The sequence below is a fragment of the Nitritalea sp. genome (assembly GCF_054166705.1).
Window position 1 is genome coordinate 131,502 of record NZ_JBSZCV010000009.1, and the last position, 13,210, is coordinate 144,711.

General features: G+C 53.7%; 12 protein-coding genes and 1 riboswitch. Of the genes, 9 read left to right on the forward strand and 3 right to left on the reverse strand.

What is annotated here, in order from left to right:
• Positions 1 to 188: 188 nt before the first annotated feature.
• Together ACXIT9_RS08300 and ACXIT9_RS08305 are read right to left on the reverse strand one after the other, a co-directional pair.
• Positions 189 to 3,440, reverse strand: coding sequence for a S41 family peptidase (locus ACXIT9_RS08300; protein WP_458055765.1), 3,252 nt, complete (start codon positions 3,438 to 3,440; stop codon positions 189 to 191).
• 62 nt (positions 3,441 to 3,502) lie between these two features.
• Positions 3,503 to 4,585: an acyloxyacyl hydrolase gene (locus ACXIT9_RS08305; protein WP_458055766.1), complete on the reverse strand. Its 1,083-nt coding sequence runs from the start codon at positions 4,583 to 4,585 to the stop codon at positions 3,503 to 3,505.
• Between the two features lie 145 nt (positions 4,586 to 4,730).
• A riboswitch (SAM riboswitch) is annotated at positions 4,731 to 4,839 on the forward strand.
• A gap of 409 nt (positions 4,840 to 5,248) precedes the next feature.
• On the opposite strand from ACXIT9_RS08305, the gene ACXIT9_RS08310 reads away from it, so the two are divergent.
• The 3 genes from ACXIT9_RS08310 to ACXIT9_RS08320 all read left to right on the forward strand — a co-directional run bounded on the left by ACXIT9_RS08310 (position 5,249) and on the right by ACXIT9_RS08320 (position 8,240).
• Complete coding sequence (locus ACXIT9_RS08310) at positions 5,249 to 6,577, forward strand: O-acetylhomoserine aminocarboxypropyltransferase/cysteine synthase family protein (protein ID WP_458055767.1); 1,329 nt, start codon at positions 5,249 to 5,251, stop codon at positions 6,575 to 6,577.
• Positions 6,578 to 6,587: 10 nt separating this feature from the next.
• Positions 6,588 to 7,649, forward strand: coding sequence for a homoserine O-acetyltransferase family protein (locus ACXIT9_RS08315; protein WP_458055768.1), 1,062 nt, complete (start codon positions 6,588 to 6,590; stop codon positions 7,647 to 7,649).
• A gap of 189 nt (positions 7,650 to 7,838) precedes the next feature.
• The gene (locus ACXIT9_RS08320; RefSeq protein WP_458055769.1) at positions 7,839 to 8,240 is read left to right on the forward strand and encodes a VOC family protein; all 402 of its coding nucleotides are present in this window, start codon (positions 7,839 to 7,841) and stop codon (positions 8,238 to 8,240) included.
• A gap of 131 nt (positions 8,241 to 8,371) precedes the next feature.
• Here the strand turns inward: ACXIT9_RS08320 and ACXIT9_RS08325 are convergent, their stop codons facing one another.
• Positions 8,372 to 8,830 (reverse strand): DUF2147 domain-containing protein, encoded by a 459-nt coding sequence (locus tag ACXIT9_RS08325; protein WP_458055770.1) that lies wholly within the window; start codon positions 8,828 to 8,830, stop codon positions 8,372 to 8,374.
• Between the two features lie 57 nt (positions 8,831 to 8,887).
• On the opposite strand from ACXIT9_RS08325, the gene pdeM reads away from it, so the two are divergent.
• From pdeM to ACXIT9_RS08355, 6 genes are all read left to right on the forward strand, one after another.
• A complete protein-coding gene (gene pdeM, locus ACXIT9_RS08330) occupies positions 8,888 to 9,586 on the forward strand; it encodes a ligase-associated DNA damage response endonuclease PdeM (protein WP_458055771.1) in 699 nt (232 codons plus the stop codon).
• A 75-nt stretch (positions 9,587 to 9,661) separates the two neighbouring features.
• Positions 9,662 to 10,552 carry a cell division protein FtsX gene (locus tag ACXIT9_RS08335; RefSeq protein WP_458055772.1) on the forward strand — a complete coding sequence of 297 codons (891 nt, stop codon included), beginning with the start codon at positions 9,662 to 9,664 and terminating at the stop codon, positions 10,550 to 10,552.
• 3 nt (positions 10,553 to 10,555) lie between these two features.
• Positions 10,556 to 10,768 (forward strand): DUF3098 domain-containing protein, encoded by a 213-nt coding sequence (locus ACXIT9_RS08340; protein ID WP_458055773.1) that lies wholly within the window; start codon positions 10,556 to 10,558, stop codon positions 10,766 to 10,768.
• 18 nt (positions 10,769 to 10,786) lie between these two features.
• Positions 10,787 to 11,581, forward strand: coding sequence for an undecaprenyl-diphosphate phosphatase (locus tag ACXIT9_RS08345; RefSeq protein ID WP_458055774.1), 795 nt, complete (start codon positions 10,787 to 10,789; stop codon positions 11,579 to 11,581).
• Between the two features lie 2 nt (positions 11,582 to 11,583).
• Positions 11,584 to 12,285 carry a tRNA pseudouridine(55) synthase TruB gene (gene truB, locus ACXIT9_RS08350; RefSeq protein ID WP_458055817.1) on the forward strand — a complete coding sequence of 234 codons (702 nt, stop codon included), beginning with the start codon at positions 11,584 to 11,586 and terminating at the stop codon, positions 12,283 to 12,285.
• Positions 12,272 to 13,204 carry a bifunctional riboflavin kinase/FAD synthetase gene (locus ACXIT9_RS08355; RefSeq protein ID WP_458055775.1) on the forward strand — a complete coding sequence of 311 codons (933 nt, stop codon included), beginning with the start codon at positions 12,272 to 12,274 and terminating at the stop codon, positions 13,202 to 13,204. The genes truB and ACXIT9_RS08355 overlap by 14 nt, the downstream gene beginning before the upstream one ends.
• Positions 13,205 to 13,210: the final 6 nt, after the last annotated feature.

A 13,210-nucleotide genomic window follows, 5' to 3' on the forward strand; every position in this document is an offset into this window, starting at 1 on the left:
CTAACTTGGGACTTTTCACCCATATTACCCCTTGTTAACTTACCACTACGGTTCGCACCCACCCCTAGTTGCCGATCCCCCCGAGCATACTGCCCCCACAGCCACGAACACTAAAAAACCCGCCCCAGCCTACTACGGCCAGGGCGGGTCTAACAAACCCTTTCGGGTACCTAATAAAGCATGACCGCCTACTGAATGTCCTTCAGCAACTCCTCCACCGCTTTTTCCAACTGCTGATCCACACCGCGATCAATCTTGCCCGGCATATTCTTCACCTCGAACATCGGAGCCGTCTCATTATTCTCCATCCACTCCCCTGCCTTATTCTTGGCAGATATCGGCACGATACCCCAGCGGGTGCCATCCGACAGCCCTTCCCAGCCCGCAAAGGAACAGGTGCCCGGCGTCGGCATCCCCACCGTCTTACCAATCTTCAAATCCGTATACCCACAAGCAAAACAATGCCCATCCGAATAATTCGCCTCATTAAACAGCGCTAAAGTAGGCTTCGTCCAGCGGAACGTCGGCTCATAACCCACCACACGATCCTCCGTCGCATACGTAATGAACTTCTCACCCGTAAAGAACATGGCCAAATCCGCCACCAAGTCACCACCACCATTAAAACGCGTATCCACGATGACGCCCTCCTTGTCATGGTACTTGCCCATCATCTCCTCGTAAATCGTCCGGTAAGGACCATCTGACATGCCCGGAATATGGACGTAGCCCAACTTACCCGCACTCAAACGCTCCACCTCTTCCTGGTTTTTCTTCACCCAGCGGCGGTATAAAAGCGCATTCTCCTGACCTAAAGTGATCGGCTTCACCGTATGCTGGCTCCGCTTGCCCGTCGCCGGATCGAGCACGTCGATCAACACAAACTTGCCCGCCTTACGGTTTAAAAACTTGGCCCAGTCCGCATCTGCAGCTAACAGCTCCCCATCGATACGCTCCAGCACATGGCCCGCCGCGATGTTCAGCCCCGCACGATCCAGCGGACCCCGTGGCAGCACCTCCGTAATCTTCACACCGTCACCCTGATGCGCATAATCGATTAAAATCCCCAAGGCTGCAGTCGCATCGGCATTAGGAATCGAACGACTGTAGCGCGCTCCCGCATGGGAAACATTTAACTCCCCGATCAACTCGGACAGCATCTCCGCAAACTCGTAACTGTTGCCAATATGCGGTAAGTACTTCTCGTAACTTTGCGCCAGCGCCTCCCAGTCCACGCCATGCATGTCCGAGGTATAAAAAGCCCCCTTCGTGCGGTTGACCACATGCTCGTACAGGTAGGCCCGCTCCGCATCGGCATCCACCGACATCTCGCCCGCTATCCGGATCGACTCCTTCTTAGAAGCATCCGCCGACAGCTTCGAAATACTGCCCCCACTGAGCAAATACAGGTTTTTCATGTCCTTATCCCACACCAAAGAGCCCGAGCCGGCATCCAGCTTCTGCACCATCTTCGTCTCCTTCGTCTTCAGGTCCGTGGACCACAGGTTCAGCCCCTTCTCGAATCGCGCCAGGTAAAACAGCATCGTCCCCTCTTTGTTCAGCACCGCATCACCCAAGCTTGAAGAGTGAATGGTCAGACGGGCTTTGCGCTCGCGCAAATCATCAAAGTCGATCTGCAGCTCCTTCGTGCCCTTTTTATCCTCGTCCTTCTTGTCGTCCTTCTTCTCGTCTTTCTTGTCCTTCTTCTGCGCCTCCTCGATGGCCTTCAGCAGGTCCTCCTCCTCTTTCGTGCGGTTAAACTTCTCAAATGCCTCCTGCGTGAAGAAAAGCGTATACACATCGCGCTGACTGCCGCCACTCGTCGCAAAGCCTTTCAAGCCATCGCGATTCGTAAACCAAAGCATCTGCTCGCCGCCATTCACCCACTTGGGGCGGCCATCGCTGTAGCCACTCTCGGTGATGTTAATGGGCGCCTTCTCGCCAGCCACATCCACCAACACGATCTCCCCATTCGCCAGCGTGGTGTTGTACTCCGCCAGCAGCCACTTGCTGTCCGGACTCCAGGTAAAATACTGGTCGCCATCGCGCATGTGCAGTAAAAACTCAGGGCCTAGGAGCTCCTTCGAAGCACCACCGCTCATTGGCCTAACGCGCAGGCTGCGGCGCCCACTCACATACGCCAGCCACTTGCCATCCGGAGAAGGAAGCGGCTGATAGACATCTTGCTCCTCTTCTACCACTACAGATTCTTTTAACAGCGTGCTGGCATAGAAGAAAGGCTCCTCCGCCGCACGTACCTTCTCAGTCTTGTAAATGCGCCACTTGCCCTCACGCTCGCTGGCATACAGCACCGACTTGCCATCCTCACTGAAGGTCACAAAGCGCTCCTGCTCAGGCGTCTGTGTCAGCCGCTTGGTCATACTGCCGTCCACCGCCGTGACGAAAACCTCCCCACGGGCGATAAAAGCGATCTCTTTGCCGTCAGGCGAAACAGCCATCTCACTCACCCCACCCGACACATTTATGAAACTGTCCGCATTTTTCGTGGCCTGATGGCGAATGCTCACCTCCACACGCTTCGGCTCCTCTCCCTCGCGGAGGGTGTACAGCTCTCCATCATAGCTAAAGCAAAGCAAGCCATCTGCAGAGCTACTCAAAAAGCGCACAGGAAAATCGGTAAAGCGGGTCAGCGGCCGCGCCTCTTGCTCCTGGGCGATCGGCGCCTTAAACACATTAAAACTGCCCGAGCGCTCACTTAGGAAATAGTAAAAATCAGGGTTCTTAGGATCGAAAACAGGATTGCGATCCTCACCAGCAAAGCGGGTCAGCTGCTGATGCTGGCCACTGCTCTTCTCATACATCCAAATGTCCCGCGTGATGGCCGAGGTATGCTTCTTGCGCCACTCATTCTCACCGCCTTTTTTATCCTGATACAGCATGCGCTGCCCGTCCGCACTGAACACCACCGCCTCAGCGGGGAGCGTCCACACCTGATCCACACGGCCACCCCCAGCAGCTACCTGATACAGTTCAGGCTGCGATCCGGTCGGGTACTGCCGATGGGCAGCATCATCCAGGCGGCTGGTACTGAAAAGCACCTGCTTGCCATCCGGGGTAAAGGTGTACGGGAATTCGTCATTTGAGTGAAAGGTTAGCCGGCGCTCATCCCCTGCCTCCAGGTTGAGGACGAAGACGTCAAAATTACCATAGCGATCCGAGGCGAAAGCCAGCTGCTTGCCATCGGGAGACCACACCGGCATAAAGTCATGCCCTTCATGGCTGGTCCACTGCTGGGCAGCCCCTCCGGCACTGGGGACGATAAAAATATCTCCTTTATAGGTAAAGGCGATATGTTGGCCATCGGGAGAGATCGCTGGGTAGCGGAGCCACTGGGGACTCGCCGCCATACTCAGGCCTCCGGCCAAAAAAAGCGTGGCGGCCAAGCCACACCGCTTAAATAGTCGTATGATGCGCTGCATAAAGTTAAAATTGTTGCGGCCGAAAATACATAAAAAATCACAGCATAACAGGGATTATTTGATTACCTGCGGAAGGGACGCTGGTAACGGACGCGGAGATCGAGGTTTTGGGCCACCTGCGCATGGGCTTTCAGGGAGGCGCCCACCGCAAAGCCCGGAAAGAGCTCGTAGAACAAGAGGTAGCGCTGATAGAAGGCCTCCGGCTGATAGCCCTCCGGCTTAAGGGCATACCAGGCGAGCCGCTGCTCAAACTGCACCCGCCCCACCCATAAGGTATGGGACAGGAAAGGAGCGATGATACTGCCGCTTTGCGCCTCAGGGCGCGCCCGAAACGCCTCATCCTGAATAAATTCTACCCCTACGCCCAGGGACTGCAAGTTGTTTACCCGCCGCTTGGCACCCAGAGCCAGCCCCGCAGTGAGGCCCCGTCGGTCCTGATCGGGCACGCTACGGTTGGTCAGGCCACTCTCCACCTCCCAGAGCCAGCTCCGCGGAGCTGCTGCCGCTTGATGCCGCTCCCACTGGGGATGGCCGGAAGGAAAGTAGCGCAGCCCCAAGCCCCACATCGGATAGTTCATGCCCCGATTCGGCTGCCGCTGCCCGCCATTCGAAATATGATGGTAGTTAAATGCCGCAGAAAGCCCCCAGTGGGTACTGAACTGATAGCTGAGTGTCGGGCTGGTGTACAACAAAAAACTGATAGGCGCCGAAAAAAAGGTATTGTCCGGATTCGTTTCCGGGTCGAACAGGCGGTTCAGGTAGGCGGGGCCGATGCCACTGCGCAAGCTAAACTGCCAGCGACGGTCTGGGCTTTGCCAAAGGATGGGCTCGAAGTCTGCCGTCAAGCTAAGTGCCGCGCCCAAAACCTGCGGATTGTTAAAATTATGATAGTGCAGGCGAAGCCCTAGGTAATGGTGACACTGGCAGCGCTCCCACTGCCGCAGGCTCGTCTGCGCCCAGTCCAGGGAAATCGCCCCACCGAAAGGCTGGGTCTGGGAGACCTCCACCAGATCGCGTGCATGAGCGATAATAAAGCCCGTACTGCCCTCCGCACTGATGCGCTTCGGGTGACGTACCTGCGCCTGTAGCGGGCTGTGAACGCTGTATAGGCTGAGAGCAAAAAAGAAAACAAGCAGCTGTTTCATCCTCTTAATAGACTAATTTTTTTAGGGAAAGTTACAGGCCCGAGGGCCAAAAAAGAGGGTTTGAAAAAAAAATTAGAGAAAACCTTGGATAAATCGGCGCGATGCGAGACCTTTGAAGCATCCTAACGCATTTTTTATGTGGTGGGATTTATATAGAAGAGGCGAGAGACAGGCTCTATGACCCTCTGGCAACCTGGAAAATCCAAGGTGCCAATTCCTGCCATCGGTTGATACAGCCGAAGGAACTATAAATTCTTCGACCATGAGATTTATACCTGACGTTTTCTTTACCTCTATTTCCCAAGCGAAAGCTTCTTGTACCCTACCAGCTTTGCAGGAAGGTTTGTCACGCCTCCTTTCCCCTGTTTTTGCGCTCCGCGCAAAGCAGCCTTTTCTCCTGAGCCCATTACTTCCTTCAGCTAACCGGCCATCGCATGGTCCGCAGGGAAGCCCCATCGGCTCTTTTCGAATTTCTTTCCTTTTACCTATTGGTAGCAGCCAAGGCTGTTGCTGTATGCGTATGCTTTAAGCGATTTGGCTAAGGCAAAGCTTTCTTTTGTCTTTATCCTTCTGGCGATTTCGTTTAAAGCACCTCCGCTCCTACGGGCCCTTTCTGTGGCCCCTCACCTTTCTTTACATTCCTAATCCTATAAACCACTACTTATGTCAACGTACAGATTCGAAACCCTTCAGTTACATGCCGGCCAGCAGCCGGACCCGAGCACGAATAGCCGTGCGGTACCCTTGTATCAAACGACCTCTTACACCTTTAATTCGGCCGCGCATGGCGCGAATTTATTTGCGCTGAAAGAGTTTGGAAATATTTACACACGCATCATGAATCCCACTACAGCCGTGTTCGAAGAGCGCGTCGCGGCGCTGGAAGGGGGCGTCGCGGCGGTGGCTACGGCCTCCGGGCAGGCAGCTCAGTTTCTGGCGCTGCACACGCTTCTAGAAAGTGGGCAAAACTTCGTGGCAGCGCCGCACCTTTACGGAGGCACCTACAATCAGTTTAAAGTGTCCTTCAAGCGGCTGGGAATCGAGGCGCGCTTCGCTTCCAGCCTGAATGCTGCCGACTTTGAAGTCCATATCGATGCGAACACACGTGCGATTTACTTGGAAACGATCGGTAACCCCTCTTTCAGTGTGCCCGATTTCGACGCGATCCGAGAGGTAGCCGAGCGCCATGGCTTGCCCATCGTCGTGGATAATACCTTCGGGGCGGGGGGCTACCTCGCACAGCCGCTCAAGCTGGGCGCCCACATCGTGACCGCTTCTGCCACCAAGTGGATCGGCGGCCATGGCACTTCCATCGGCGGTATCATCGTAGATGGGGGGAATTTCAACTGGGCGAATGGCAAGTTCCCGCAGTTTACCGAGCCCTCTGAGGGCTATCATGGCCTGAAATTTTGGGATACTTTCGGAGAGGGTAATCCGCTGGGGCTTCCCAATGTGGCCTTTTCCATCAAAACACGCGTGGAAGGGCTGCGCGACATGGGGCCGGCACTCAGCCCATTTAACTCCTTCCTTTTATTACAAGGACTCGAGACCTTATCTTTGCGCGTGCAGCGCACCGTGGACAATGCCCTCGAGCTGGCGCAATGGCTGGAGGCACATCCGCTGGTCCGGAAGGTTCACTACCCGGGGCTGGCCAGCTCCCCCTACCATGAAAATGCCAAGAAATATTTGCGGCACGGCTTTGGAGGAGTGTTGAGTTTCGAGCTAGAGGCAGATGCCTCCGCTACTTCGGCCTGCATCGATGCCCTTCAGCTGGTTTCACATGTGGCGAATGTCGGGGACGCGAAAACCCTAATTATTCAGCCCGCCGCCACGACGCATCAGCAGCTCAGCGCAGAGGCCCGTGCAGCGGCAGGTGTGAGCGACAGTTTGCTGCGCGTGTCCCTGGGCATCGAGCATATAGAAGATATAAAAGCAGATTTCGAGCAGGCCTTTCAGGTGGTGGCACAGCGCCAGGTACCTGAGCAAGCCTAAGTGAAGAACTATGAATCTACAAGCGCCTTATCTCATCGTGGATATGACTGAAGACTATTTTCACCACACGGCCCCTTTTCCGCTGGAATCGGGGGAAGTGCTGGCTGGGTTTACCCTGAAATATACCTGTAGTGGACACCTAAAACCGGAGAAGGATAATGTCATCTGGGTGGTGCATGCACTCACGGGGGATGCGAAACCGCATGAATGGTGGAATGGCCTAATCGGAGAGGATAAGTTTTATGATCCGGATAGGCATTACATCGTATGCGCAAACCTGCTGGGCTCCTGCTATGGCTCCAGCCATCCCCTCAGCGTGGATCCTGACAGTGGGCAGCCCTATTACTATGATTTTCCTCAACTTACCACACGGGATATGGCGCGTGCCTTAGATTTACTGCGTGAGCATCTGGGCATACGGCGGATTCATACGCTTATCGGGGGCTCCCTCGGAGGTCAGGTAGGACTGGAGTGGGCACATCACCTGGGGGAATCCCTGGAACATGCCATCATCCTGGCATCAAATGCCAAGTCCCGGCCTTGGTTGATCGCCTTTAATGAGGCGCAGCGCATGGCTATAGCTGCCGACCAAAGCTGGGGAACGCGTAGCCCGGAGGCGGGCAAAAAGGGCTTGGAAGCCGCCCGTGCTATGGCTATGATTTCCTACCGACATCCCGATAATCTGGCCGCGAAGCAAAACGACGCGGAGGAGAAGCTAGACCACTTTCGGGTGAGTGCCTACCTGCGCTATCAGGGTCAAAAGCTCAGCGAGCGCTTCGATGCGCTCAGCTACTGGACGTTAACTAAAGCCATGGACAGCCATGACCTGGGCCGCGGACGTGGCGGGCTGCAGCAGGCACTCGCCGAGATTCGCGCCAAGGTGCTGGCCGTGGGTGTGGACCGCGACCTCTTGTTTAGCGCGGAGGAGTCTCGGGAGATCGCCTCCGGAGTGCCCTACGGCAGCTATGGAGAGCTGCACTCCCACTATGGACACGATGCGTTTTTAATTGAATACGAACAGCTTAGCTACCTCCTGCGCTCTTTCTATTTGAGCAGTGGAGTTCCTGTTTAGGCATGGCCTTAGGCCAAATTCCTATTGCCTCGATGCGGCCTTTTGGCTGTTATCGGGGCTTTTTTTGCTTTTAGCCTGTTTGTCCGCGAAAAAATACCATCTATCTATGTGATTACGCTGTTTAAACGATTTTTTGGCTACACATCACTTTACCCATAAAAAAAATAGGCATTTCGCGTACTTTACAATATGAAATACGCACAAATAAAAGAAACCTGTCTTTATGTTTCGGATATCGAACTCGCGGTTCAGTTTTATCATGAGATTCTGGATTTTCCGTTGATTCACGTTAGCCCAAACAGACACGCGTTTTTTCGCTGCGGAAGCTCTGTATTATTGTGTTTTTTACCCGAAGCCACGAAAAATGAGGAAGAACTACCGCCTCACTTTGCCTTCGGCAAGCAGCACGTCGCCTTCGAAGTCTCTAAACGTGACTATCTGAAGACGAAAATGGATTTTATGAAAAAAGGAATCCAGCTCACGCATGAGCAGCACTGGCACAGCGGACTGGAAAGTTTTTACTTTGAAGATCCCTTTGGGAATGTGTTGGAGGTAGTCCCTCCGGGTATTTGGGAGTATAGCCCCAAGTGATTTTTGCGCCCTGGCGCATCGCGTACCAGCGTAGCGTACCTGTTAGATTAGCGTACTGGTTTGGGCCGGGGAAGGTGGATCCCCGGCTCATTTTTTTTACTCTCTCCCGGAGGCAAGATTAAGGAATACGCTCAGTGGCTTTCCGATGCGCGTGTCCAGGTCACCGAGCGCCCGACGAAAGAGACGCCCACATAGCCGCGTAGCTCGAGGGTCTGCTGGTTTTTCAGCGTCATATGACTGGAATATTTCTTGCCATTCGTCGGATCATAAATTGTTCCTCCCTCATAGCGCTCCCCGTTGAAGTGAAAATCCTCCAGCAGGCGAATACCCAGCAGGGGGCGACTTCTCTGGCTTTTATCTGGATTATTTTCATCTAAAACAGGCTCCTTCACCTCTGGATCGGGCTTGATCCAGACGAGCTTGCCATAGAATTTACCCTTTTCCTGAAAAAGCTCCACCTTAGCATCCTTATCTTGTGTCCACCAGACGCCCAGGATATCCCCCGCGCTTTGGGCCTCGGCCCGCTGTCCAGCGAGTAGCTGGAGACCCACCACAGATAGAAATAGGATAAAAATTTTTAATTGCTTCATTTTTGCAGTAATCTTGTTGTTAGAAAGAGTACCCGATTTCCAAGGCTTTTGTTTCACGTGTCCCCATCCACCACTTCATATTCTTTACATCTCTTCGGTGAAGCGCTTTCGCTGTTGCCGGAAAAGGCCATTTGGTCTGCTACCCACCGTGCGCTGTTCCTGGCAGACACCCACTTCGGTAAGGCCACGCATTTTCGCAAGGCCGGCATTCCCATTCCCGAGCAGGTGCATGCCGGCGATTTTCAGCGGCTGGCGGCGCTGCTGGCGCGCTACCCGGTGGAGCACGTGTATTTTCTGGGAGACCTCTTTCATAGTGATTGGAACAGCGCTTGGGAGGATTTTATGGACTTTATCGCCCATTTTCCGGCCCTAAACTGGCACCTTATCAGAGGCAATCACGATATTTTACCGCCGCAGCTGTATGCAGGCAGCCCCCTGAAGGTTCATGCGGAAGGTTTGGCCCTGGGCCAACTGATACTGCGGCATACACCCCTAGAAAAGGGGGAGGCTACAGCAGCTGCTGGAGAGCGTCTCATCCTCTGCGGGCATGTGCATCCCGGCTTCCGGGTACAGGGGCGCGGGCGGCAGCAGCTGCGAATGGCTTGCTTTTTGCGCCAGGGGAATCAGCTGATCGTGCCGGCCTTTGGGAGCTTCACGGGCCTGCATGTACCGGAAATATCCTTAGCGGATAGCGTGTACGTGATCTCTGGAAGTGCAGTACTGCCCTGGCCGCTGGAAAAGACCCTCCGCCGCTAAGGTTCTTTAACAGAAAGGAATTGGCAATATTCAAGAAAGAAACGTACTTTTGGAATTCTAATGGATCGGTAACGCATGCGCACAAAAGCCAGAAAAAAGACCCGCTTAGGGCGCTTTAAATTTTTATCCGTGCTTTTCAGTACGACCCTTTCCCTGTTTATCGTGGGACTTTTCGGCCTGATTATCATCCAGGCCAAAGTGCTCAGCTCGCTCATCCGCGAAAATGTGGAGGTGCAGGTTTTCCTGAAAAAGGGCCTAAGTGAGCAGCAGTATGCCCAAGTGCAGCAGCGCATCGCTAGCCAGCCTTACGTTTTAAAAAGGGAAGGAGAAGCGCTCATCCACTTTACTACTGAAGAAGAGGCGGCAGAAAAATTTCTGGCTGATACCGGAGAAGACTTCATGCAGTTTCTCGACGATAATCCCCTGCGTGCCAGCATCTCCTTTAGTGTGGCGGAAGAGTTTCAAACGGCCGATCAGCTGGCAGAAATCAGCGCCAGCCTCGAAAAGATGGAAGAAGTTTTCGAAACGAGCTATATGAATGATTTATTGGAAGCCATCAACCAAAACATGGTCAAGGTTTCCTTAGTGATGGCTGGCTTTGTACTGATTTTAGTGCTTACCGTGATCATGCTCATCCATAACACGATTAAACTCGCCTTATTTTCTCAGCGTTTCTTGATCCGCAGCATGCAGCTGGTGGGCGCCACCCGGGGCTTTATCCGGAAACCCTTCTTGGCCCGTTCTTTCGTGTATGGTGCCATCGCGGGCGGGATCTCTTCCCTGCTGCTGTATGGCCTGATTCTGTACACCCAGCAGCAGATCGATGGCTTTAGCCTGCTGAGTGAGCTCAACTTGCTTCTCGGGCTTTTTGGTGGCTTGGTGCTGGCCGGGGCCCTACTGTCCTTTTTCAGCACCCTTTCGGCCGTAAATAAATATTTAAATATGTCCTTAGACGAACTGTATTAAACCATGGATAAAAAACACTTTGCGTTTACGCGTGACAACTACCGCCTGATGCTCATCGGCCTAGCGATCATCCTTTTAGGCTTCACCTTGACGGCACTGGATGGAGAGCCGCATGGATTTGGCTTTTTAGGACTGACCTTAGGGCCTGTGCTGACGCTTGGGGGCTTTTTATTTCAGTTTTACGCTATTTTTTACACCAAGAAAACGGATGCCTAAGGCGTTCTGAATACATTTATGGATCTTATAGATGCTGTCATCCTGGGAATCATCCAGGGCTTGACCGAGTTTTTGCCTGTTTCCTCCAGCGGGCATCTGGAAATCGCGACTTACTTGCTTGGCGATGAGGCTGTACCTGAAGAAAGCATGCTTTTCACGGTGGTGCTGCATTTTGCCACGGCGCTGGCCACGCTGCTTGTCTTCCGAAAAGATTTGGCTGAGGTAGCGGGCGGGCTGTTTCAGTTTAAGTGGAATGATGAGTTCAAGTTTTCTTTAAAAATCGTGCTTTCCATGATTCCCGCCGTGATCGTGGGTTTGTTCTTCGATGAGCAGCTGGAGCAGTTTTTCGGGGGCAAAATCGCCTTTGTAGGTGGCATGCTCTTGGTGACGGCCACCTTACTGCTGCTGGCCGATCGGGCGAAGCACACGGAAAAGGAAGTCTCCTTCGGCGCTGCAGCGATCATCGGGCTGGCACAGGCAGTGGCCATGTTACCGGGGATTTCCCGTTCAGGTGCCACGATTTCCACCTCTGTACTGCTGGGCATCGATAAAAATCGGGCGGCGCGCTTTTCCTTTTTGATGGTGGTGCCGCTGATATTCGGAAAAATCGCCAAAGATATTTTGGATGGTGCACTCAGCTACACCACGGAAGGCTTTCCCCCTTTGGCCGTAGGCTTCCTTTTTGCCTTTATTTCCGGCTACTTCGCCTGCACGTGGATGATTGCGCTGGTGCGCAAAAGTAAACTCACCTATTTTGCGATCTACTGCGCGATCGTCGGAACCATCGCCCTAGTGGTCGGGTTAAATGCCTAATGATGTCAGAAACCAGTCCTACACCCACTCCATATGGAGAGGTGTTTTTAGTCAATAAACCGCATACCTGGACCTCATTCGATGTGGTCAAGAAAATTCGCCATGCCTTACAGGTAAAAAAAGTGGGGCATGCGGGCACACTAGATCCTTTGGCCACCGGCCTGCTGATCATCTGTGCCGGTAAAATGACCAAGCAGATCGATTCCTATATGGCGCAGGAGAAGGCCTATGAGGCTACCTTCGTGCTGGGGGCCACCACCGAAAGCTTCGACCTGGAGAAAGAAGTAGTGCCCGTCGCTGATCCTAGTGGCATCACTGCCGCCCAAGTGGAAGAGGTGCTCAGTCGCTTTCGGGGTGCGATCGAGCAAGTTCCTCCGCAGCATTCGGCGATAAAGGTGGATGGCAAACGGGTCTATGCCTCCGCGCGGAAAGGGGTGGAAGTGGAGCTGCAGCCGCGGCCGGTGGAGATTTTTGAGCTGGAACTGCTCGCCTGCGCCCTGCCTGAAATTACGCTCCGCATTCGCTGCTCGAAAGGCACCTATATCCGGTCTTTAGCGCGCGACATCGGGGAAGCCCTCGGCGTGGGTGCGTACATGTCTCGCCTGGTGCGGACAGCCATCGGTGCCTATACGCTGGCGGATGCGGAGGAACTACCTGCCCTGATTACGCGACTTAAAGCAAGAAGAGCACATGCAGATTTATGAGGGAATAAGTAGTTTCCGCCCACTACAAAAACCCATCGTCACCTCGGGAACCTTCGATGGCGTGCATAAAGGGCATCAAAAAATTTTACGTAGCATCCGCGAGCAGGCCGATGCAGTGGGGGGAGAAACGGTGCTGATCACGTACTGGCCACACCCTAGGCTCGTGCTCTATCCGGATGACCACCAGCTGCGCCTGCTGAGTACCTTTGAGGAGAAAGCGGCCCTGCTGGCCAAAAATGGGATAGATCACCTGCTGACCATCCCCTTTACCCGGGAATTTGCGCAGCTCAGCCCAGAAGACTATGTGCAGCGTATTTTAATCGACACCATCGGCACGCACAAGTTAGTCATCGGCTACGACCATCGATTTGGTAAGGATCGGGCAGGTTCTTTTGCGTACTTGCGGGAGAATGAAGCTCGTTTTGGCTTCGCGCTGGAAGAGATCACGCGCGAGGACATCGAGGACATCGGGATCTCGAGCACCAAAATCCGGCAGGCACTTTTACGCGGCGATGTGCAGACGGCCCATGATTATCTGGGCGCTCCCTATGAGTTAAACGGCATTATTATTAAAGGCCAGCAGGTCGGGCGCTCCATCGGTTTTCCGACAGCGAATGTACATCTCCCCCATGATTATAAGTTGGTCCCTGGAGAAGGTGCCTACGCGGTTCGCATCCAAGTAGAAGGGGATGCTTACGACGGCATGCTAAACATCGGCAGGAGACCCACCGTTAATGGAATTAATCGCAGCATAGAGGTAAATCTTTTTAACTTTACAGGTGACTTATACGATCGTCGTGTGCGGGTGCACCTGGTGGCTTTTTTGCGCGAGGAGCGCAAATTTGATGGTCTCGAAGCCCTAAAAGAGCAGCTCGAAAAAGACCGCATGCAGGCGAAACGATTACTTGAACGCAAATAACCTAAT